Raw genomic sequence first — 21,264 nt, forward strand, 5'->3', positions numbered from 1 at the left:
AAGTATCGATGTATGCTTTTTTCTGCACGTCCACCCTCCAGTCTACTCTGACTGGAGGTTTTTTTTATGGAAAAAGGTTAGAGAGAAAGGGGACTTATAGATATGACGGAAAAAGCAGAAATACTAGACGAACAAGCCATCACGCGGGCGGTCACACGTATTGCCCATGAAATTATCGAAAAAAACCGAGGTATTGATCACTGTATCCTAGTTGGCATCAAGACAAGAGGAGCAATCTTAGCGAAACGCTTAGCAGATAAGATTGAACTAATCGAAGGTAAACCTATCAAAACCGGTGAATTGGATATCACATTGTACAGGGATGATCTTCAATTAAAGAATCAGCAAGGAGAAGCCTTTGTACAACAAGTCGATATCGAACATAATGTAGCGAATCAAAAAGTCATCTTGGTCGACGACGTTCTTTATACAGGCAGAACGGTTCGGGCTGCACTCGATGCCATTATGGACCTCGGAAGACCTTCTTCCATACAGCTGGCTGTCTTAGTAGATCGAGGTCATCGAGAACTACCGATTCGTCCAGATTTTGTTGGGAAGAATATCCCGACTTCAAATGAAGAACGAGTAGTAGTCAGTATGATCGAAAAAGATGGAAAAGATGGAGTCAAGATTCACACACGCACATTATAAATAGCTGGGAGAAATGATAGATGAGTGTAAAAGTATTGGATGTACATGAAAAGCCGCAACCTATTCGTTGGCTTGTATTGAGTTTGCAACATATGTTCGCCATGTTTGGCGCAACCATTTTAGTACCACAATTAGTAGGCTTAAGCCCAGCCATTGCGCTATTAACGAGTGGGGTCGCAACCATCGTATTTATTATCGTAACGAAGTTTCAAGTTCCGGCCTATCTAGGCTCTTCATTCGCTTTTATTGTACCCATTCAGATGGCGACCCAATCTGGCGGTATTGGCAGTGCAATGATAGGTAGTATGTTCGTAGCGTTGATCTATGCGATTATATCGTTACTAATTTATAAAACAGGCTATAACTGGATCATGAAGTTATTGCCACCCATCGTAGTGGGACCGGTCATCATGGTAATTGGATTGGCGCTCGCACCGACAGCCGTAAATATGGCGAGCACGATCAATGTTGACGGAGCGGATGTTTATAGCGGCTTACACTTTTCCGCGGCTCTAGTAACACTTGCTTCTGCAGTATTTTGCTTAATGTTCTTTAAAGGAATTATCAGTTTGATGCCAGTTCTTATTGGAATCGTAGTGGGGTACATCTACTCTGCGTTCATCGGTATTCTAGATTTTAGCAAAGTTGTGGAAGCCAAGTGGTTTGCGGTACCGGAGATGCTGATTCCCGGTGTGGATTACGAATTTGTCGTAACACCGACACTTCTGATCATTATGGTGCCAATAGCGATTGTCACGATCTCTGAGCATATAGGACACCAGTTGGTACTAGGTAAAGTAGTAGATCGCAATTATATTGAAAGTCCTGGATTACACAGATCACTACTTGGTGATGGACTGGGAACGCTTATGAGTGGACTAGTCGGAGGACCACCTAAAACTACATATGGAGAAAATATCGGTGTACTTGCTATCACGCGGGTTTATAGTGTGTATGTGATCATGGGTGCTGCGCTATTTGCAATACTCTTCTCTTTCATAGGCAAAATTATGGCGTTGATCGCTACGATTCCTACAGCAGTACTTGGGGGGATATCCATTCTGTTGTTCGGTATTATCGCTTCATCAGGAATACGGATGCTTATCGACCACAAGATCGATTTTGATAATCAACGAAATTTAGTTATCGCGTCCATCATCCTAGTCATCGGAATCGGTGGAGCGACTATCAATATAAGTGAAACATTCCAAATCGGCGGTATGGCCCTGTCAGCAATTATAGGCGTTCTGTTAAATCTCGTGTTGCCAGGTAAAACAGATGATACGTTAATGGATCGGGAAGAATAGAAAAAAAGCATTCAGTGCATGAATTACTTGCAGTTCGTGAAGGAGGAACATCTAATGGAACATTTAGTTTCAATGAAAGACCTGACAGTTGAAGAGATCATGCTCATACTCGATAGGGCAGCGATTTTTAAGCGGCTGGGCTTCAGGGAATTGCCTGGAACATATACCGTCTGCAACTTGTTTTTTGAACCTAGTACGAGAACGAAAACGAGTTTTGAAATGGCAGAACGTAAAGTAGGCGCGCAAATCATTCCTTTTGAGACGAGTTTCTCGAGTACTTTAAAGGGAGAATCCTTGTATGATACGATTAGGACGTTGGAAGCAATTGGGTTGGATGCTCTAGTCATTCGTCATCCAGCCGATGGTTTCTATGAAGAATTGATAAAACGTACGAATGTTGCCATCATTAATGCAGGAGATGGATCAGGTCAGCATCCGACACAATCTTTGCTCGACATCTTCACGATTCAAGAAGAATTCGGACATTTTGAAGGACTGAAAGTATTGATTGCGGGGGATATCGCCCACAGCAGGGTAGCTCGCTCAAATGCGGAAGCTTTGCGGAAGCTCGGAGCTGAAGTCACATTCCTTTGCCCACCGGAATGGGCGGGAGAATTCGACAGTGTTGACAACTGGGATGAAGTGATTGAAACGAGTGATGTCGTCATGCTGCTTCGCGTACAACACGAGCGCCACAATACAGAGATGGCTTATACGAAATCTGCTTATCATGAGCAATATGGTCTCACTATAGAACGGGCTGCAAGAATGAAAAAAGGTGCAATCATCATGCATCCAGCTCCAGTGAATCGTGATGTAGAAATAGCGGATAGTTTAATAGAGAGTCCGCAATCACGAATTTTTAAACAGGTAGAAAACGGCGTCTATATTCGGGCAGCTGTTCTAGAACTTATTTTGAAGGGGCGGAAGTAATATGAACACGTTAATTCAACAAGTGCAAATGGTAAACGAGGAAGGCAAGATCGTCGAAACGGATATTAAAATTGCAGACGGAAAGATTCTGGAAATTGGTAATCAACTAGTTACAGCCGGATGTAAAGTGATTGAAGGAAAAGGATTACTTGTATCACCAGGGTTCATCGATGTACACGTTCATTTGCGCGAGCCAGGCGGTGAGCATAAAGAAACCATTGAAACAGGTACACATTCAGCTGCAAAAGGCGGATATACTACTATTTGTCCAATGCCGAATACACGTCCAGTACCAGACACAAAAGAAAATCTTGAAAAAATCAACACATTAATTAAAGAACATGCTAAGATTCGTGTGCTCCCTTATGCGTCCATCACCATCAGAGAAGCGGGAAAAGAACGCACCAATCTAACTGAATTAAAAGAACACGGCGCATTTGCGTTCACGGACGATGGCGTAGGTGTACAAGAAGCAGGCATGATGTACGAAGCAATGCAAGAAGCAGCGAAGATCGATATGGCTATTGTGGCACACTGCGAAGACAACACACTAATCTATGGTGGAGCAATGCATGAAGGAAAACGTAATAAAGAACTTGGCCTACCAGGAATTCCTTCTATTGCAGAATCTGTACATATTGCACGCGACATTTTACTTGCGGAAGCGGCAGGCGCACATTACCACGTATGCCATGTCAGCACGAAAGAATCAGTACGCGTAATCCGTGATGCAAAAAAAGCTGGTATTCATGTGACAGCAGAAGTCAGCCCTCACCATTTGTTGTTAACAGAAGATGATGTACCTGGAGACGATGCGGACTGGAAGATGAATCCGCCACTACGTGCCATCGAAGACCGCGATGCGTTACGTGAAGGCTTGATGGATGGGACATTGGACTGTATCGCAACCGATCACGCACCGCATACAGCAAATGAAAAAGCAGTAGGCATTGCAAAAGCACCGTTCGGCATCACAGGATTAGAAACAGCATTTCCCTTACTATATACAAACTTCGTAAAGCCAGGATATTGGACACTCAAACAACTTCTTGACTGGATGACAGTAAAACCTGCGGAAGTGTTCAACTTGCCTTACGGTAAGCTTGAGGTAGGAGCTGAAGCAGATCTCGTATTACTTGATCTGGAGAAGCAGCAAAAAATCGACCGTACGACATTTGTTTCAAAAGGTAAGAACACGCCATTTGACGGAGTAGAATGCGCTGGATGGCCTGTAATGACAATTTTCGGTGGGAACATCGTATGGAAGGATGGTCAATGATGACAAAAAGATACTTAGTATTGGAAGACGGTTCCATTTTCGAAGGAAAAGCATTCGGAGCAGAAAATGCTTCAATAGGAGAAACGGTATTTGCAACAGGTATGACAGGCTATCAGGAGACAATTTCAAGTCCTTCAGGTTGTGGACAAATTATCGTAATGACGTATCCATTGATCGGTAACTACGGAATTAACCGAGACGATTATGAATCTATCGACTTAGCAATCAACGGCCTAGTCGTTAGAGAGCTAACAGAAGAGCCTTCAAATTTCCGGAGCGGCATGTCACTAGGAGACTTGCTAATATTAAAAGGAATCCCAGGTATCCAGGAGATTGATACTCGTAAACTAACGCGTCTATTACGTGAAAAAGGTGCGCTGCGCGGTAAATTGACAGCTGCAGGAGAAGAGATCAATACCGATTCAACGGTTGCAGAACTTCAACAATACGAACTGCCAAAAGATTTGGTTGCGAAAGTATCTACAAAACGTCCATATCCATCCCCAGGCTTAGGGAAGCGTGTCGTCGTTATTGACTATGGCATTAAACATGGCATTTTACGCGAATTAAATAAAAAAGATTGCGATGTCATCGTTGTACCTTATGATACATCGGCAAAAGAAATATTAGCATTGTTCCCAGATGGCATTTTATTATCAAATGGACCAGGAAACCCTGAGGACGTAGAAGGGGCTGTCGAAACTATCAAAGAATTACTAGGTAAGAAGCCTATCTTCGGTATCGGACTTGGTCATCAATTATTCGCACTAGCATGCGGTGCTAAAACGGCGAAGATGAAGAACAGTCATATTGGCGGCAACTATCCTGTAAAAGACTTGATTACGAATCGTACCGATCTCACATCACAAAGTCATGGATATGAAGTACTTGAAGACTCTTTAGCAGGAACGGGTCTTGAAGTGACACATATTGCATTGAATGATAAGTGTATTGAAGGGCTTCGAAGTGAGAAGCTAGAAGCATTTACTGTTCAGTTCCACCCCGAAGCTTCACCAGGGCCACAAGATTCTAGCTATATATTCGAACGTTTTATTCAATTGATGACTGCAAGCAACCGAAAGGAGAATACTAATGCCTAAACGTACTGACATAAAATCCATCCTCGTGATTGGTTCAGGTCCGATTGTAATTGGACAAGCAGCAGAATTTGACTATGCAGGTACACAAGCCTGTTTATCTCTTAAAGAAGAAGGATACCGAGTTATTCTTATCAACTCTAACCCTGCAACCATTATGACTGACACGGAAATGGCAGATAAAGTATATATCGAGCCCATCACACTTGAATTCGTTAGCCGCATCATTCGTAAAGAACGCCCGGATGCACTACTTGCGACGTTAGGCGGACAAACTGGTTTAAATATGGCTATTGAATTACATGAATCAGGGATCCTGGACGAATTAGGGATTGAGATTTTGGGTACTAAGCTGGATGCGATTCATAAAGCGGAAGACCGTGATTTGTTCCGTACATTAATGAATGAAATGGGGGAACCTGTTCCAGACAGTGAGATTATCCATAATATTGATGAAGCCTATGCATTCGTCGAAAAGATTGGTTATCCAGTGATCGTTCGTCCTGCATTCACGCTAGGTGGTACAGGCGGAGGGATTTGTCATACTGATGAAGATTTAGAAGAAATCGTAGCAAGTGGTTTGAAATACAGCCCAGTTACACAGTGTCTTCTAGAAAAATCTATTGCAGGCTTTAAAGAAATCGAATATGAGGTAATGCGTGACTCAGCAGATAATGCAATTGTCGTATGTAATATGGAGAACGTCGATGCTGTCGGTATTCATACAGGAGACTCTATCGTAACGGCGCCATGCCAAACATTGACAGACCGTGAAAATCAGATGCTCCGTAACGTATCTCTAAACATCATTCGCGAGTTAAAAATCGAAGGTGGCTGTAACGTACAGCTGGCACTTGATCCACATAGCTTTGATTATTACATTATTGAAGTGAACCCGCGTGTTAGTCGTTCATCAGCGTTAGCTTCGAAAGCAACGGGTTATCCAATTGCAAAACTAGCGGCGAAAATTGCTGTCGGATTAACGTTGGATGAAATGATGAATCCAGTAACAGGTAATACGTATGCTTGCTTTGAGCCGACACTGGACTATGTAGTCACGAAAATTCCACGTTGGCCTTTCGATAAGTTTGAATCAGCGAAGCGTAACTTGGGTACACAGATGAAAGCCACAGGGGAAGTAATGGCGATGGGCCGTACATTTGAAGAGTCCATTATGAAAGCTGTCCGTTCATTAGAAACAGGTCAATTCGATTTGTCACTTCCAGGCGGTGGTGAGATGTCTGATGAATGGATCGAACAACGAATTCGCAAAGCAGGCGACGAGCGTCTATTCTTCATCGGAGAAGCATTGCGTCGTGGTGTAACAATCGAAACATTACACGAATGGAGTGCAATCGATTTATTCTTCTTACGTAAATTCGAAAACATTGTACGTTATGAAGAGATATTGACAGATAATCCATACGATAAAGCTATTGGTTATAAGGCAAAACGTCTTGGATTCCCGGACATGACGATTGCGAAGTTATGGAATACAACAGAGCGTGAAGTATACGACTGGAGACAAGAACAAGGGCTAGTTCCTGTCTATAAGAAAGTGGATACATGCGCTGGGGAATATGAATCGGATACACCGTATTTCTATGGTGCGTACGAAGACGAAAATGAATCTGTAAGAACGGATAAGAAGAGCGTGATCGTTTTAGGTTCAGGCCCAATCCGAATTGGGCAAGGTGTGGAGTTCGATTATGCGACAGTGCATTGTGTATGGGCTATACAGCAGTCAGGTTATGAAGCGATCATCGTCAATAACAATCCTGAAACCGTTTCGACCGACTTCTCTATTTCCGATAAACTATACTTCGAACCGTTAACAATTGAAGACGTCATGCATATCGTGGATCTTGAGCAACCAGAAGGTGTCATCGTACAGTTCGGTGGCCAGACAGCGATCAACTTGGCTGATGAATTGGAAGCACGCGGAGTGAAAATTCTGGGTACAACACTTGAAGATATCGACCGTGCGGAAAATCGCGATAAATTTGAGAGTGCTTTGCATGAAATTGGTGTGCCACAACCACTTGGAAAGACCGCTTTATCAGTTCCAGAAGCAGTCGTTATTGCAAATGAAATCGGCTATCCAGTCTTAGTCCGTCCGTCGTATGTATTAGGTGGCCGTGCAATGGAAATCGTCTACTATGAAGAAGAATTACTTCAATACATGGAGAACGCGGTAAAAGCTAGCCCTGAACATCCGGTATTGATCGACCGTTATCTAACAGGAACGGAAATTGAAGTCGATGCAATTTGCGACGGTGAAACAGTTTTGATTCCTGGCATCATGGAGCATATCGAACGTGCAGGCGTTCACTCGGGGGACTCGATTGCAGTCTATCCTCCGCAAAACCTTTCACAGTCCATGATCGAGACGATTGCTGACTATACGAAACGTTTGGCTCTTGGGCTTAAAATCCGTGGTTTAATGAATATCCAGTTCGTTATTTCAGAAGGACAGGTTTATGTAATCGAAGTGAACCCGCGTTCTAGCCGTACAGTACCATTCTTAAGCAAAATCACGAATATTCCGATGGCAAATGTCGCAACTCAAGCAATCTTAGGGAAATCCATCTTAGAACAAGGCTATACAGACGGACTTGCAGAAGTTCCAGCAGGTGTTTATGTCAAAGTACCGGTCTTCTCTTTCGCAAAGCTTCGTCGTGTAGACATTACACTCGGGCCTGAAATGAAATCAACAGGTGAAGTAATGGGTAAAGATGTAACATTAGAAAAAGCATTGTATAAAGGCTTAGTAGCAGCTGGAATGGAAGTAAAAGAATACGGTACTGTGTTAATGACAGTTTCTGATAAAGATAAAGAAGAAATTGTAGATATCGCGAAGCGTTTCATTGAAACTGGATATCGTATTGTGGCAACAGAAGGTACTGCTAAAGTACTTGAGGCAGAAAATATCGAAGTGAAAACTGTAGGTAAAATTGGCACAGAAGGTCCAACGTTGATCGATGTGATCCAAAAAGGACAAGCACAATTAGTTATCAATACATTGACTAAAGGAAAACAACCGGCACGTGACGGCTTTAGAATTCGCCGCGAAACAGTAGAAAATGGTGTGCCTTGTTTAACTTCAATTGATACAGCTGCAGCGATGTTGTCCGTCATCGAGTCCATGACATTCCAGACGGATGCAATGCCACAGCCGCAGGTGGTTCAATGATCATCCAAGACTTGATGACTGTCGAATCGCAACAGGAAATCGCGAAAAATATTTTTGAAATGAAGTTAACAGGCAAGTTGGTCGGAGAAATTACTTCTCCTGGCCAGTTTGTCCACATCCGAGTGTCGGATTCATTCGAACCGTTATTGCGACGTCCAATTTCAATTGCTGAAATTAATCCCGAGAAAAATGAAATGACCATCATTTATCGCGCAGAGGGTCGAGGTACATCGCTCTTATCTGAAAAACGTGAAGGAGATACAGTAAATGTACTAGGACCTCTAGGAAATGGCTTCCCAGTTGAAGAAACATTGGTTGGTCAAACAGCTGTATTGATTGGTGGCGGTATCGGTGTGCCTCCACTCTATGAATTGTCAAAACAGCTAACAGCAAAAGGCGTGAAATGCATTCATATACTTGGTTTCGAATCAGATCAAGTAGTTTTCTATGAAGAAAAATTTGCTGCTCTAGGCGAAACATATATAGCGACAGTGGATGGCAGTAACGGTACACAAGGATTTGTTACGAACGTCATGAGTGAATTATCTCATGACTTCGAAACGTTTTATAGTTGTGGACCTATGCCGATGCTTGATGCTGTACAAAAAGCGTATGTGCATAAAAAAGGATTTTTATCTTTTGAACAACGTATGGGATGCGGTATCGGTGCTTGTTTTGCTTGCGTCTGTCATACGAACGAAAATGCGACAGATCAAGCATATGTCAAAGTATGTTCGGATGGACCAGTATTTCCAGCAGGGGTGGTGCAGATATGAATAGATTAGCGGTTACATTGCCAGGACTTGAATTGAAAAATCCCATTATGCCCGCATCTGGCTGTTTCGGTTTTGGTAAGGAGTACGGTAATCTGTACGATTTGTCCCAACTCGGAGCCATCATGATTAAAGCGACTACAGAAGAAATGCGTTATGGTAACCCGACGCCACGTGTAGCTGAAACATCTTCGGGTATGTTAAATGCTATCGGTCTTCAAAACCCCGGGTTACAAGGCGTGTTGACTAATGAATTACCATGGTTAGAGAAATTTGATGTGCCGATTATTGCCAACGTTGCCGGATCTGAAACTGCAGATTACGTTGAAGTGGCGAAACAAATTTCAAAAGCATCAAACGTGCATGCGCTCGAATTGAACATCTCTTGTCCAAACGTCAAATGTGGCGGGATCCTGTTTGGAACGGATCCTGAAATAGCAAAAGAACTGACGGCTGCTGTAAAAGCTGTTTCTTCTGTTCCTGTTTATGTGAAACTATCACCGAATGTCACGGATATTAAAGCGATGGCATTGGCAGTAGAGGCAGGTGGGGCAGATGGAATTACGATGATTAATACATTGGTCGGCATGCGTCTGGATGAAAAGACAGGTAAGCCGGTTATTGCGAATAAAACAGGTGGTTTATCAGGGCCTGCTATTAAGCCAGTTGCGATTCGCATGGTCTATGAGGTAAGCCAAGTGATTAATATTCCGATCATTGGAATGGGTGGCGTGACATGTGTACAAGATGTTGTGGACTTTATGTCTGCCGGCGCAAGTGCAGTAGCTGTTGGCACAGCAAACTTCGTTGACCCATTTATTTGTCCAACAATTATCGAGCAGCTACCTGCTAAATTGGATGAACTAGGAGTCGATCATATTTCTGAATTAGTAGGAAGGAGCCATCGTGTATGAACCACTCCCCAATTATCGCATTAGATTTTGATTCAGCAAAAAGGACATTCGATTTCTTACAAGCCTTTGATCACTCGGTCAATGTCAAAGTAGGAATGGAATTGTATTATAAAGAAGACGCTGCTATGATTGCACGATTGAAAGAAGAAGGGTATTCCATCTTTTTAGACTTGAAATTGCATGATATTCCGAATACGGTAAAATCAGCAATGAAAGTATTGGCTTCACTTGAAGTGGATATGGTCAACGTACATGCGGCTGGCGGGAAGACAATGATGGAAGCGGCACTTGAAGGACTTGACGCTGGAACTGCTATGGGCGTTCAACGTCCTGCACTAATCGCAGTGACTCAATTGACATCAACAGATGACCGTCAAGTAAAAGAAGAACAATTAATTCGTGTACCGCTTCGTGAATCCGTGGAGCATTACGCAAAATTGGCTTCATCCGCACAGTTGGACGGCGTGGTTTGTTCAGTACAGGAAGCGAAGATTATTGAAGAAGTATGCGGCAAGGATTTCTTCAAAGTGACGCCTGGTATTCGCTTGGCACAAGGTGATGTCCACGATCAAAAACGAGTGGCCACCCCAGCAAAAGCAAGACAGGAAGGCTCAACACATATCGTAGTGGGCCGTGCCATTACAGGAGCCGATAATCCGCTTGAAGCATATGAACATGTAAAGACTTTGTGGGAGGGAATGACATCATGACAAGAGAAAAAGAAGTTGCACAAATCCTATTAAATGTAGGAGCGGTAGCAATTAATCCAGAAGAGCCGTTCATTTGGGCCTCTGGGATCGAGTCACCTATCTACTGTGATAACCGCTTGACAATGGCAGATCCGGTAGGGCGTAAAGAAATTGCTGAAGGGCTTGCGGCATTGATCCGCGTTCATTATCCTGAGGCTACTGTAATTGCAGGGACTGCGACGGCAGGCATTCCGCACGCAGCATGGGTGGCAGATATTCTGAAGTTGCCTATGGTCTATATCCGATCTACTGCTAAAGCACATGGCAAGAGCCGTCAAATCGAGGGGAAAATCGAGTCGAATGCGAAGGCTGTTATTATTGAGGATTTAATCTCAACTGGCGGAAGTAGTTTAAATGCAGCGAATGCGTTGATTGCAGAGGACGTAGAAGTATGTGGAATCGTCTCGATCTTTACATATGAGTTGCAAAAGGCTGACGAGAAGTTTGCGGAAGCGAAACTTTCTTATCACAGCTTAACAAACTTTGCAGCGCTTGCTGAAGTAGCGAAGGAAGAAGGCGCGGTTAAGGAAGAGTCTATGAAAGAATTGATGGAATGGCATACGAAGTTGAAGCTTGGTACTCTATAATGAAAAAACGGTTCCCGAAATGGGAGCCGTTTTTTGGTTCTGAAGTAGTGAGTGAGATAGGGGTGAGCATCGTTGATCGACGTTCCAGGCGGACGCTTTCCCGAGGGCGTGGCTTAAGCCGCTCCCCTCACTTCGTTCGGTCCAGGGTCTCAAGGCGCACGCTGATCCTGCAGGAGACACCGCCTTGCACTTACGATCAACTGGTGTCTATTTTAAAACATAGAACTATGATGCATAATTTTTTTAAAAAAGATAGATGTGAAACCTATAATAGCAGGAATTCTCTTTTATCTTAATTTGTTTAAAACTTATACCAAGACAGTACCTTATTTACTTAGTTTACGTACTAAATCTTCGTCAGGTGTAACGAATACAGTTTTCTGTTCAAAGTAGATGACGAAGCCTGGTTTTGCACCTGAAGGTTTTTTAACGTGACGAATTTGTGTGTAATCGACTGGGACGGAAGATGATTCCCGGGCTTTGCTGAAGTATGCAGAGAGTGCGGCTGCTTCTTCGATTGTTTTGGCGTCTGGATCAGTGTCGTGAATGACGACGTGTGAGCCTGGTATGTCTTTTGTGTGAAGCCATATGTGATCTCGAGCAGCAAGTTTGAATGTCAGGTAGTCGTTTTGTTTGTTATTTTTCCCTACTGAGATCGGAATCCCTGTGGAAGAAACGAATGCTTCCGGTTTTGGTTTCTGGAGTTTTACTTTCTTTTTACTTCTACGAGCACGCATAAATCCAAGTTCTACTAATTCTTGACGAATTTCTTCAATATCGATTGGTGAAGCTTGATATACTTGCTGTCTGACCATTTCGAAGTATTCGATGTCGTCTTTCGTTTTTTCAAGTTGTTCTGCAATCCGAATCAGTGCTGTTTTTGCTTTTGAGTAACGCGAGAAGTAGCGTTGTGCGTTATCAATTGGTGATTTTCTTGGATCGAGTGGAATTGTGATGGTTGTGCCTTGTTCATAATAATTTTCTACAGTCACTTCTTTATCGCCTTTATGCAGCATGTAGCTGTTCGCAGTCAATAATTCACCATATAATTTCAATGTATCCAAGTCTTGCGCTGTCTCTTGTTCTTTTTGAAGTTTCTTTGTTTTGTTTTCCAATTTAGCAATCTCATTTGCTAACCAACGTTCCAAATCGATAGCTTGGGATTTTACGCGTTCTCGTTCCGCCCTGGCAAAATAGACTTTATCCAGCAACTCACCTAAAGTGGAGAACGATTGAGTGATTCCTTGTGCATGGGTTAATTCAATTGCGGAAAACAAAGTTTTCCCGTCATTTTCCACGGTAGTGGGTTTCATTGTACATAAGCTGAAACTTTCAAGAAATGATTGCCACACAGTAAATGATTGGTTATTATCCCCTAAACGATATAATAATTCCGCTGCTGTTAATGGAGAAAAGCCTGCGAAATGCTGTACTATATCCTTTGGTTCTTGTAAAGCACCAACTAATGTATTGAATTCCGTCTCTGTTACTTTGAATGGGTCTAGTTTGTCTTGTGGCGGTGCTGGAATATAAGGCTGTCCAGGTAAAACAGTCCGGTAACTATTAACGGAAGGCGGTAAATGTTTCATACTGTCAATAATCATATCTCGTGAAGCGTCGAGTAAAATTAAATTACTGTGTCGCCCCATGATTTCAATGACTAGCTTCCGTTCGATTTGGTCCCCCAATTCGTTTCGAGCTTGGACGTGAATATTCACAATCCGATCATTCTCATGCTGTTCAATTGAGGTGATCATTCCACCTTCAAGTTGTTTGCGTAATACCATACAAAACAACGGTGGCTCAGCAGGATTCGTTAACACTTCATCAGTCAACTGTAATCGTGAAAATGAAGGGTGTAGTGATACTAATAATTTATGATTTTTATTATTAGCTCGGATTTGAAAAATGATTTCCTGTGAATTCGGCTGATGAATCTTCGAAATCCGACCCGTCTTCAGTTGCTGCAATTCGCTTACTATTGCTTTTGTAAATAAACCATCAAATGCCATACGGATTCCTCTTTCATTTCGTTTTGTTCCATTTTAGCACTCATCGTATGATTATGGTATAATATGAACAGATTGCACACATGGGCCTACGTAGTCTAATCAGACAATTTTGTATGAATTCTTCTTTCGATTTTAGAAATATAGGATCTCTAGTTGATTTTCGTTTTAGGTGGGCGACTCCTGCGGGAATAGCATGAGCCTTGAGACCCCGCAGGTAGCGAGAGCCGTTACGAAGGACGGCTTTTGCGAGTAAAAGCGAAGCGTAGGAGCACGTCTTTGCACTTAGCGGACGAGGAGGCTCAAGCCATGCCCGCGGAAAGCGTCCCACCTGGAACGAAAATCAACGGTGCTATCTACTTTAATTGTCTGGAGTATAGGTTATAGTTAGGTTTGACGTGTTAATGAATACATAACAAAGAGGGATTACATGTACAAACATCGAGGACTCCTAATCGTCCTTTCTGGTCCATCCGGCGTCGGAAAAGGAACCGTACGAAAAGAACTATTTTCAAGTCCGGACACCAACTACGAATACTCCATATCCATGACTACCAGAAACCCGCGCGAAGGCGAAGTGGACGGCGTTGACTACTTCTTCCGATCAAAAGAAGTATTTGAAGAAATGATCGGAGAAGGAAAGCTTCTCGAATATGCGGAATATGTAGGGAACTACTACGGAACTCCACTCGATTACGTTAACGCAACGCTCGACGCTGGCCGTGACGTATTCCTTGAAATTGAAGTAGTCGGTGCAGCCCAAGTACGTGAAAAAGTACCAAACGGCTTATTTATTTTCTTGGCACCTCCAAGTTTAAGTGATCTAGAAACTCGTTTGATTGGGAGAGGTACGGAAGCATCTGACATTATTGCAGACCGTGTATTAAAAGCAAGAGAAGAACTCGAAATGATGCATCTTTACGATTATGTAGTAGAGAACGACGAGGTCTCCAAAGCATGTGATCGAATCAATGCAATCGTCACGGCAGAGCATTGTAGAAGAGAACGTGTGGAAAAGAGATACTTACAAATGTTGGAGGGAGAATAAACTATGTTATATCCATCAGTTGATTCACTAAAAGGAAAAGTTGATTCAAAATACACTCTGGTTACACTGGCAGCAAAGCGTGCACGTGAACTACAAGAAAAACAGGACGAATCACTTCATTCATACCGTTCAGTAAAAAGTGTTGGTAGGGCTCTTGAAGAAGTGGCAGCGGGCGTCTTAATCAACGTAGCAGCAGATGAATCAATTATTTATGATGATGAAGTTTGATTTGAAATAAAAAACAACTCCCTTAGAATTCAACCGTTCTCAGGGAGTTTATTATTTTTAGAAAGGACGAGGGTTCCATGAAGATAGATAATAAAAACATTTTACTCTGCGTAACAGGTGGGATTGCGGTTTATAAAGCTGTTGCACTCGTCAGCAAATTAAGTCAAGCAGGCGCGAATGTAAAAGTCGTGATGACTGATTCCGCGAAAGAATTTGTTCAACCCCTATCCTTTCAAGTAATGTCACGCAATGATGTGTACTTTGATACATTTGATGAAAAAGATTCCCGTGTCATTGCGCACATTGATTTAGCAGACTGGGCAGATTTAGTGGTCGTTGCGCCTGCTACAGCTAATGTAATTGGCAAGCTTGCACACGGAATTGCAGATGATATGGTGACGACTATTTTACTTGCAACACAAGCAGACGTTTGGATTGCGCCTGCAATGAATGTACATATGTATGCCCATCCCGCTGTCATGCGTAATATTGATCAATTGCATAGGGATGGCTATCAGTTTATCGAACCGTCAGAAGGCTTTTTAGCTTGCGGTTATGTAGGTAAGGGTCGATTGGAAGAACCCGAAAAAATTACGGAGTTAATTTGCAAGCATTTCAATGAAGCATCTTACCAACCTTTACGTGGTAAAAAAGTTGTGATTACAGCTGGTCCAACTCGTGAACGTATAGATCCTGTCCGCTATGTATCTAATTTTTCAAGTGGCAAAATGGGCTACGCAATGGCAGAGGCAGCACAAAAGCTAGGTGCACATACAGTACTCATTTCAGGACCGGTCGAGCTATCGGTTCCATCAGGTGTCGATGTGATCCATGTAGAAAGTGCTGCTGAAATGTTCGATGCTGTAATCAGTCAGTATGATGATGCGTCCATTGTAGTAAAATCAGCAGCTGTTGCAGATTATCGACCGAAAAACATACATGATCAAAAAATGAAGAAAAAAGATGGCGATGATGTACTTGAATTAGAGCGGACGACCGACATCCTAAAAACACTTGGGAAGCGCAAAGAAAATCAATTACTAATTGGCTTTGCAGCTGAAACGACGGATGCGATTGCCTACGGACAGAAAAAATTAGAATCTAAAAATCTAGATTATATTATCGTCAACGATGTCACGGATCCTGGTGGCGGTTTTGGTAGTGAAACAAATGTTGTGACATTGATTTCTAGAGAAGGAGAAACTATTCCTTTTGCCGCCATGCCAAAAACTCAACTGGCCGAACGGTTATTTGAAACCATTCTTCAGCATGAAAGTAGTAAACTGCATGATCGCTGAAGTTATTGTAGATGTAGCGGCCTACCCGATTGACCGGCCATTTGATTATGTAGTACCTATTGATTGGGAACATGTGATGGAGCCAGGTTTACGAGTAAAAGTACCTTTTGGTCCACGAAAAGTAGCAGGCTATGTAACGGGGATCAAAGAAGAAAGCGAACTAGACCCAAATAAAATTAAACCGCTTGCGGAGATTATAGATTTAGAGCCAGTGCTGTCTGCGGAATTATTAGCTTTGTCGAAGTGGTTGGCAACGGAAACGATCGCCTATGAAATCGATGCACTGCAAGTCATGCTACCTGCAGCTATGCGTGCCAAATATGAAAAGATTATGACTGTGATCAAACCAGATGAGCTTGATGAATCATTCCGCGCGTTTTTAGGCAATCGCAAACAAGTCACCTTAAAGGCACTTCAAGATGCGAATTTATTAAATGAAGTAAAGAAATATAATGAACTAGGGATTGTCGAAATTGATACGGCAATCAAACAGAAAACCAAAATGAAAAAAGTGCGAATGATTCATGTGCCGGATGCGAAGCAACTTGAAATGGCGTTAGAAGAAGTACATCCAAATGCAAAAAAACAACAAGAACTACTTAGTTGGCTGTTGCAGCATCCGACAGAATCAATAGAAGCGAGTAAAATCCTCAATGAATCCGGCGTTACCGCTACTGTGTTGAAATCACTTGTAGATAAAAAGATAGTGGAACAATCACAAGTGGAAGTGTACCGAGAATTAGAAACACCCAAAATGCAAGATAGTGGCAAGCCGGAACAACTAACAGACGAACAGCAAGTAGCTCTTTCCGCTATTGAACAGTCGAGTGACAACAACATTCAGGAAACCTTTTTACTTCATGGTATTACAGGAAGCGGTAAGACAGAAGTTTATTTACAGGCTATTGATCACGTGTTGAAGCAAGGGAAAGAAGCAATTGTGCTAGTGCCTGAGATCGCATTGACGCCTCAAATGACGGCTAGATTTAAAGGGCGGTTTGGGGAATTAGTTGCGGTTTTGCATAGCGGTTTATCTGCGGGTGAAAAGTATGATGAATGGCGCCGAATCCATCGTGGTGAAGTGAAAGTTGCAATTGGTGCACGTTCAGCGGTATTTGCTCCCTTCACGAATTTAGGATTACTAATTCTCGATGAAGAACACGAGACTACCTATAAACAAGAAGAGTCACCCAGATATCATGCACGTGATGTAGCGATTTGGCGTGCTGAATACTATCAATGTCCTGTTATATTAGGTAGTGCGACACCGTCATTGGAGTCATATGCTAGAGCTTCCAAAGGGGTGTATTCATTATTAACATTATCCAAACGAGCCAATAACCAGTCTTTGCCAAGTGTTGAAGTGGTAGATATGCGAGAAGAACTAAAAGTAGGAAACCGTTCAATGTTTTCTGTAGCGCTTGCTGAAGGGATTCGCGAACGATTAGCAAGGAAAGAACAAATTGTCCTGCTACTTAATAAACGTGGGTTTTCGAGCTTCGTTCTCTGCCGTGATTGTGGAACAGTTGTCGAATGTCCAAACTGTGATATTTCATTGACATACCATCGTGCCAGTGAAAGTTTAAAATGCCATTATTGTGGCCATGAAGAACGAGTACCTTCCGAATGTCCGGAATGTACAAGCGAGCATATTCGATTCTTTGGAACTGGAACCCAAAAAGCGCAAGAAGAATTATATAAATTGGTACCTGAAGCCCGCGTAATTCGGATGGATATTGATACGACGAATACAAAAGGCGCCCATGAACGTTTGCTATATGATTTTGGTGAAGGAAAAGCAGATATTTTACTTGGAACACAAATGATAGCTAAAGGACTCGATTTTCCGCGAATAACTTTAGTAGGCGTATTGGCAGCTGACACATCGCTCCATTTGGCCGATTTCCGCGCTGCCGAGAAAACATTCCAATTATTGACACAGGTGAGTGGTAGAGCCGGTCGTGATCAATTACCTGGTGAAGTGGTCATTCAGACATATGACCCTGAGCACTACGCGATTGAATTATCCAAAACACAAGATTATGTACCTTTTTACGAAATGGAAATGGATAGAAGAAGACAACTGGGTTATCCACCGTACTATTACGTGACGGTTGTACAGTTTAGTCATGAAGATGTATTAAAAGCAGCTGACTATGCACACAAAGGCACTGAATTTATGGCGGAGCGACTATCACAAGGTACAGTCATCATTGGACCGACAGCAGCTGCTATCAGTCGTCTCAACAATAGATATCGGTACCAAAGTTTGATAAAATACAAACGGGAACCCGCACTTATACCGGTTCTGCAACAACTTTTGAAACACTACAAAACAAGTTGGGCAAAAGATGGCTTGGCCATGTCGATTAACCGTGAACCAACATCGATCTTTTGACCTTGCTACGAAGAAATGAGGAAATAATTTTGACTATATTAAATATTGTTAAGCACCCATCATCTATTCTCACGACTCCATGTGAGGAAGTGACTGTATTTGATGATGAATTGGGTATCTTACTAGATAATATGCATGAAACGATGATGGAACATGACGGTGTGGGTATAGCTGCTCCACAAGTTGGTAAATCGATTCGTGTGGCAATAGTAGACTTCGATGAAGGACAAGATATTATCGAAATGATCAATCCTGTCGTCACAGCAACTGGTGGATCTGAAGTAGAAGTGGAAGGATGCTTAAGTTTCCCTGGATTGTTCGGAGAAGTAGAGCGCCCTTTCCACGTTAGGATTGAAGCACAAGAACGTAGCGGTAAGTTATATGAATTAGAAGCAGAAGGCTATGAAGCGCGTGCAATCTTACATGAGATCGATCATTTGAACGGCGTTCTATTTGATAAGAAGATTCAACGTGTCGTCGATCCATCTGAATTCGAAGATGAAGAGGAGGATGACGAATGACAAAAATCATTTTTATGGGGACGCCTGAATTTTCTGTAGGTGTTCTGAAGATGCTATATAATGAAGGATATGAGATTCTTGCCGTCGTGACACAACCAGATCGTCCGGTTGGTCGTAAGCGCGTGTTGACTCCACCCCCTGTAAAGGAAGAAGCAGTGCGTTTAGGACTTCCTATCATTCAGCCTGAGAAGCTAAAAGGCTCCGTAGAGTTGCAAGAAATCCTCGAACTACAACCTGATTTAATAATAACCGCTGCATTCGGTCAATTGCTTCCGAATGATCTTCTCGAGGCGCCTAAACTCGGTTGTATAAATGTCCATGCTTCTTTATTACCTAACTATCGTGGAGGCGCACCGATTCATCAGGCTGTTATCGATGGCCAAAAGGAAACGGGTGTCACGATCATGTACATGGCGGAGAAACTGGATGCAGGTGATATCATTTCACAAGTTACCACTCCGATTGATGAAACAGATGATACGGGAACGATGTTTGCAAAACTGTCTGTAGCAGGAACAACATTATTAAAAGAAACATTACCATCGATCATTGAAGGCACGAACGAACGTATAGTACAGGATGAGACGCAAGTAACGTTTGCTAGAAACATCTCGAGAGAACAGGAACGAATTGATTGGACAAGTTCAGCTAGATCCATCTATAACCAAGTACGGGGGTTGCACCCTTGGCCTGTCGCCTATACAAATTTTGCTGGTGATCAAGTGAAAATTTGGTGGACCCAGTTGGAAGAACTAGTTTCAGATGCACAACCTGGAGAAATCATCGGTTTGGAAAAGGACCGTATTATTGTGCAGACAGGTGAAGGAGCATTAGCAATTACCGATTTACAACCAGCAGGAAAAAAACGAATGACAGCTACCGTATTCTTAAATGGAATCGGATCCAAATGGCAAGTGGGAGACAGGTTTGAATGACAAATTATAAAAAGAAAATTTGGCGCGGTAACGTACGTGACGCGGCATTATCCATGTTGATGCAAATTGAAGAAGAGCAAGCGTATAGTAATTTATTGCTTCATAAAACGATTGAAATTTATGATCTTCAACCAAAAGACCGTGCGTTATTGACGGAATTAACTTACGGTACATTACAACAACAAATGACTTTGGATTATTATTTAGCCCCATTTGTTAGAGGGAAACTACAACCATGGGTACGACAGTTACTTCGTCTGTCCGTTTATCAAATCATTTACTTATCTAAAATTCCTGAGCACGCCGTTGTCAATGAAGCAGTGAAGATTGCGAATAAGCGTGGACACAAAGGTGTTTCATCCATGGTCAATGGTATACTGCGCTCGATTTTGCGTGAAGGCGTACCTTCTTTAGATGAAATAGAAGACCCTGTTACTCGTTTATCTATAGAGACAAGTCACCCTGAATGGTTGATCCGAAGATGGATTGAGCAATACGGCATGGAAGAAGCTACCGCTGCGGCAGTTGTCAATAATCAGCCACCCATCACGACTGCTCGAATCAATAGAACGAAAACCAATATAGGTGAAGTTATCGGCTTGCTGAAAAAAGAAGGGATCACTGCAATAGCTGGTACTCTTTCTGACAGCAGTATCCAAGTAGAGTCAGGTAACCTCGCTTCCACAGAAGTGTTCAAACAAGGTTTGCTGACCATTCAAGACGAGAGTTCTATGCTTCCGGCTATCGCATTACAAGTGGAGCCAGGTATGCGTGTATTGGACATGTGTGCAGCTCCCGGTGGTAAGACCACACATATTGCAGAACGTATGAAAAACGATGGGGAAATTCAAGCTCATGATCTGCACCCCCATAAATTACGATTAATTGAACAAAATGCAGAGCGTCTCGGGTTGACTTCCATTCATACAAATAGTGGAGATAGCCGAGAGTTATTGAAAACTTATGAACCTCAATCTTTCGACCGGGTGTTAGTGGATGCGCCGTGTAGCGGGCTAGGGGTTATTCGCAGAAAGCCTGAAATTAAATATAAAAAAACTTTACAAGATATTGAAAATCTGACAGTCATTCAAAAAGAACTACTTGAAGTTGCTTGTCAGTTGGTCAAAAAAGACGGTCTCTTAGTATACAGTACATGCACGATTGATAAGTCAGAAAACGAAGAGATAGTGGAATGGTTCCTGAGAGAGCAGCCAGACTTTGCACTCGTCCCGCACCATATTCAGGAAGATGACAATGAGCCTCGATATTTGCAAATATTACCGCACGACCATCAAACTGACGGTTTCTTTGTAGCGACGTTACAACGAATAAACTAGTCAGACC

The 21,264-nt window shown here is 42.6% G+C and carries 18 protein-coding genes; 17 read left to right on the plus strand and 1 reads right to left on the minus strand.

From position 1 onward, the window contains the following. The first annotated feature begins 102 nt into the window (after positions 1-102). From pyrR to pyrE, 10 genes are read left to right on the plus strand one after another with little or no spacing between them, the layout of a single operon-like run. Positions 103-651, plus strand: a complete 549-nt coding sequence (gene pyrR, locus CSV63_RS00705; protein ID WP_099694105.1) for a bifunctional pyr operon transcriptional regulator/uracil phosphoribosyltransferase PyrR — start codon at positions 103-105, stop codon at positions 649-651. Positions 652-671: 20 nt separating this feature from the next. Continuing rightward, a complete protein-coding gene (locus CSV63_RS00710) occupies positions 672-1,958 on the plus strand; it encodes a uracil-xanthine permease family protein (RefSeq protein ID WP_099694106.1) in 1,287 nt (428 codons plus the stop codon). Between the two features lie 54 nt (positions 1,959-2,012). Next, positions 2,013-2,891, plus strand: coding sequence for an aspartate carbamoyltransferase catalytic subunit (locus CSV63_RS00715; protein WP_099694107.1), 879 nt, complete (start codon positions 2,013-2,015; stop codon positions 2,889-2,891). 1 nt (position 2,892) lies between these two features. Beyond that, positions 2,893-4,170 (plus strand): dihydroorotase, encoded by a 1,278-nt coding sequence (locus tag CSV63_RS00720; protein WP_099694108.1) that lies wholly within the window; start codon positions 2,893-2,895, stop codon positions 4,168-4,170. Next, positions 4,170-5,270 carry a carbamoyl phosphate synthase small subunit gene (locus CSV63_RS00725; protein ID WP_099694109.1) on the plus strand — a complete coding sequence of 367 codons (1,101 nt, stop codon included), beginning with the start codon at positions 4,170-4,172 and terminating at the stop codon, positions 5,268-5,270. Before CSV63_RS00720 ends, CSV63_RS00725 begins: the two co-directional genes overlap by 1 nt. Continuing rightward, a complete protein-coding gene (carB, locus tag CSV63_RS00730; RefSeq protein WP_099694110.1) occupies positions 5,263-8,460 on the plus strand; it encodes a carbamoyl-phosphate synthase large subunit in 3,198 nt (1,065 codons plus the stop codon). Before CSV63_RS00725 ends, carB begins: the two co-directional genes overlap by 8 nt. Continuing rightward, positions 8,457-9,236, plus strand: coding sequence for a dihydroorotate dehydrogenase electron transfer subunit (locus CSV63_RS00735; RefSeq protein ID WP_099694111.1), 780 nt, complete (start codon positions 8,457-8,459; stop codon positions 9,234-9,236). The genes carB and CSV63_RS00735 overlap by 4 nt, the downstream gene beginning before the upstream one ends. Then, positions 9,233-10,147 carry a dihydroorotate dehydrogenase gene (locus CSV63_RS00740; RefSeq protein WP_099694112.1) on the plus strand — a complete coding sequence of 305 codons (915 nt, stop codon included), beginning with the start codon at positions 9,233-9,235 and terminating at the stop codon, positions 10,145-10,147. The genes CSV63_RS00735 and CSV63_RS00740 overlap by 4 nt, the downstream gene beginning before the upstream one ends. Continuing rightward, on the plus strand, positions 10,144-10,857 hold the full coding sequence (gene pyrF, locus CSV63_RS00745) for an orotidine-5'-phosphate decarboxylase (RefSeq protein WP_099694113.1): 714 nt from the start codon (positions 10,144-10,146) through the stop codon (positions 10,855-10,857). The genes CSV63_RS00740 and pyrF overlap by 4 nt, the downstream gene beginning before the upstream one ends. Beyond that, positions 10,854-11,483, plus strand: a complete 630-nt coding sequence (gene pyrE, locus CSV63_RS00750) for an orotate phosphoribosyltransferase (RefSeq protein ID WP_099694114.1) — start codon at positions 10,854-10,856, stop codon at positions 11,481-11,483. The genes pyrF and pyrE overlap by 4 nt, the downstream gene beginning before the upstream one ends. A gap of 326 nt (positions 11,484-11,809) precedes the next feature. Here pyrE and CSV63_RS00755 read toward each other — a convergent pair whose 3' ends face one another. Then, entirely contained in the window at positions 11,810-13,495 is a 1,686-nt protein-coding gene (locus CSV63_RS00755; protein ID WP_099694115.1) for an Rqc2 family fibronectin-binding protein, read from the minus strand. 427 nt (positions 13,496-13,922) lie between these two features. Here CSV63_RS00755 and gmk point away from each other — a divergent pair, with 427 nt between their 5' ends. The 7 genes from gmk (at position 13,923) to rsmB (ending at position 21,257) form a co-directional block, all read left to right on the plus strand. Next, the gene (gene gmk / locus CSV63_RS00760; protein WP_085133192.1) at positions 13,923-14,540 is read left to right on the plus strand and encodes a guanylate kinase; all 618 of its coding nucleotides are present in this window, start codon (positions 13,923-13,925) and stop codon (positions 14,538-14,540) included. Between the two features lie 3 nt (positions 14,541-14,543). Next, entirely contained in the window at positions 14,544-14,768 is a 225-nt protein-coding gene (rpoZ, locus tag CSV63_RS00765; RefSeq protein ID WP_099635923.1) for a DNA-directed RNA polymerase subunit omega, read from the plus strand. Between the two features lie 77 nt (positions 14,769-14,845). Beyond that, positions 14,846-16,066 (plus strand): bifunctional phosphopantothenoylcysteine decarboxylase/phosphopantothenate--cysteine ligase CoaBC, encoded by a 1,221-nt coding sequence (gene coaBC / locus CSV63_RS00770; protein ID WP_099635924.1) that lies wholly within the window; start codon positions 14,846-14,848, stop codon positions 16,064-16,066. Continuing rightward, positions 16,056-18,464 carry a primosomal protein N' gene (priA, locus tag CSV63_RS00775; RefSeq protein ID WP_099694116.1) on the plus strand — a complete coding sequence of 803 codons (2,409 nt, stop codon included), beginning with the start codon at positions 16,056-16,058 and terminating at the stop codon, positions 18,462-18,464. The genes coaBC and priA overlap by 11 nt, the downstream gene beginning before the upstream one ends. 29 nt (positions 18,465-18,493) lie before the next feature. Then, a complete protein-coding gene (gene def, locus CSV63_RS00780) occupies positions 18,494-18,985 on the plus strand; it encodes a peptide deformylase (RefSeq protein ID WP_099694117.1) in 492 nt (163 codons plus the stop codon). After that, on the plus strand, positions 18,982-19,920 hold the full coding sequence (gene fmt / locus CSV63_RS00785) for a methionyl-tRNA formyltransferase (RefSeq protein WP_099694118.1): 939 nt from the start codon (positions 18,982-18,984) through the stop codon (positions 19,918-19,920). Before def ends, fmt begins: the two co-directional genes overlap by 4 nt. Continuing rightward, positions 19,917-21,257: a 16S rRNA (cytosine(967)-C(5))-methyltransferase RsmB gene (gene rsmB, locus CSV63_RS00790; protein WP_099694119.1), complete on the plus strand. Its 1,341-nt coding sequence runs from the start codon at positions 19,917-19,919 to the stop codon at positions 21,255-21,257. Before fmt ends, rsmB begins: the two co-directional genes overlap by 4 nt. Positions 21,258-21,264 lie beyond the last annotated feature (7 nt).

It is taken from the genome of Sporosarcina sp. P34, assembly GCF_002743375.1.
In the GTDB taxonomy this organism is placed as follows: domain Bacteria; phylum Bacillota; class Bacilli; order Bacillales_A; family Planococcaceae; genus Sporosarcina.

Bases quoted from the DNA above. Each gene is read 5' to 3' on its own strand.
- pyrR (WP_099694105.1), top strand. From the start codon at position 103: ATGACGGAAAAAGCAGAAATACTAGACGAACAAGCCATCACGCGGGCG.
- coaBC (WP_099635924.1), top strand. From the start codon at position 14,846: ATGAAGATAGATAATAAAAACATTTTACTCTGCGTAACAGGTGGGATT.
- pyrE (WP_099694114.1), top strand. From the start codon at position 10,854: ATGACAAGAGAAAAAGAAGTTGCACAAATCCTATTAAATGTAGGAGCG.
- priA (WP_099694116.1), top strand. From the start codon at position 16,056: ATGATCGCTGAAGTTATTGTAGATGTAGCGGCCTACCCGATTGACCGG.
- pyrF (WP_099694113.1), top strand. From the start codon at position 10,144: ATGAACCACTCCCCAATTATCGCATTAGATTTTGATTCAGCAAAAAGG.
- CSV63_RS00740 (WP_099694112.1), top strand. From the start codon at position 9,233: ATGAATAGATTAGCGGTTACATTGCCAGGACTTGAATTGAAAAATCCC.
- CSV63_RS00715 (WP_099694107.1), top strand. From the start codon at position 2,013: ATGGAACATTTAGTTTCAATGAAAGACCTGACAGTTGAAGAGATCATG.
- gmk (WP_085133192.1), top strand. From the start codon at position 13,923: ATGTACAAACATCGAGGACTCCTAATCGTCCTTTCTGGTCCATCCGGC.
- carB (WP_099694110.1), top strand. From the start codon at position 5,263: ATGCCTAAACGTACTGACATAAAATCCATCCTCGTGATTGGTTCAGGT.
- CSV63_RS00755 (WP_099694115.1), bottom strand. From the start codon at position 13,495: ATGGCATTTGATGGTTTATTTACAAAAGCAATAGTAAGCGAATTGCAG.
- fmt (WP_099694118.1), top strand. From the start codon at position 18,982: ATGACAAAAATCATTTTTATGGGGACGCCTGAATTTTCTGTAGGTGTT.
- CSV63_RS00735 (WP_099694111.1), top strand. From the start codon at position 8,457: ATGATCATCCAAGACTTGATGACTGTCGAATCGCAACAGGAAATCGCG.
- CSV63_RS00725 (WP_099694109.1), top strand. From the start codon at position 4,170: ATGACAAAAAGATACTTAGTATTGGAAGACGGTTCCATTTTCGAAGGA.
- CSV63_RS00720 (WP_099694108.1), top strand. From the start codon at position 2,893: ATGAACACGTTAATTCAACAAGTGCAAATGGTAAACGAGGAAGGCAAG.
- rsmB (WP_099694119.1), top strand. From the start codon at position 19,917: ATGACAAATTATAAAAAGAAAATTTGGCGCGGTAACGTACGTGACGCG.
- CSV63_RS00710 (WP_099694106.1), top strand. From the start codon at position 672: ATGAGTGTAAAAGTATTGGATGTACATGAAAAGCCGCAACCTATTCGT.
- rpoZ (WP_099635923.1), top strand. From the start codon at position 14,544: ATGTTATATCCATCAGTTGATTCACTAAAAGGAAAAGTTGATTCAAAA.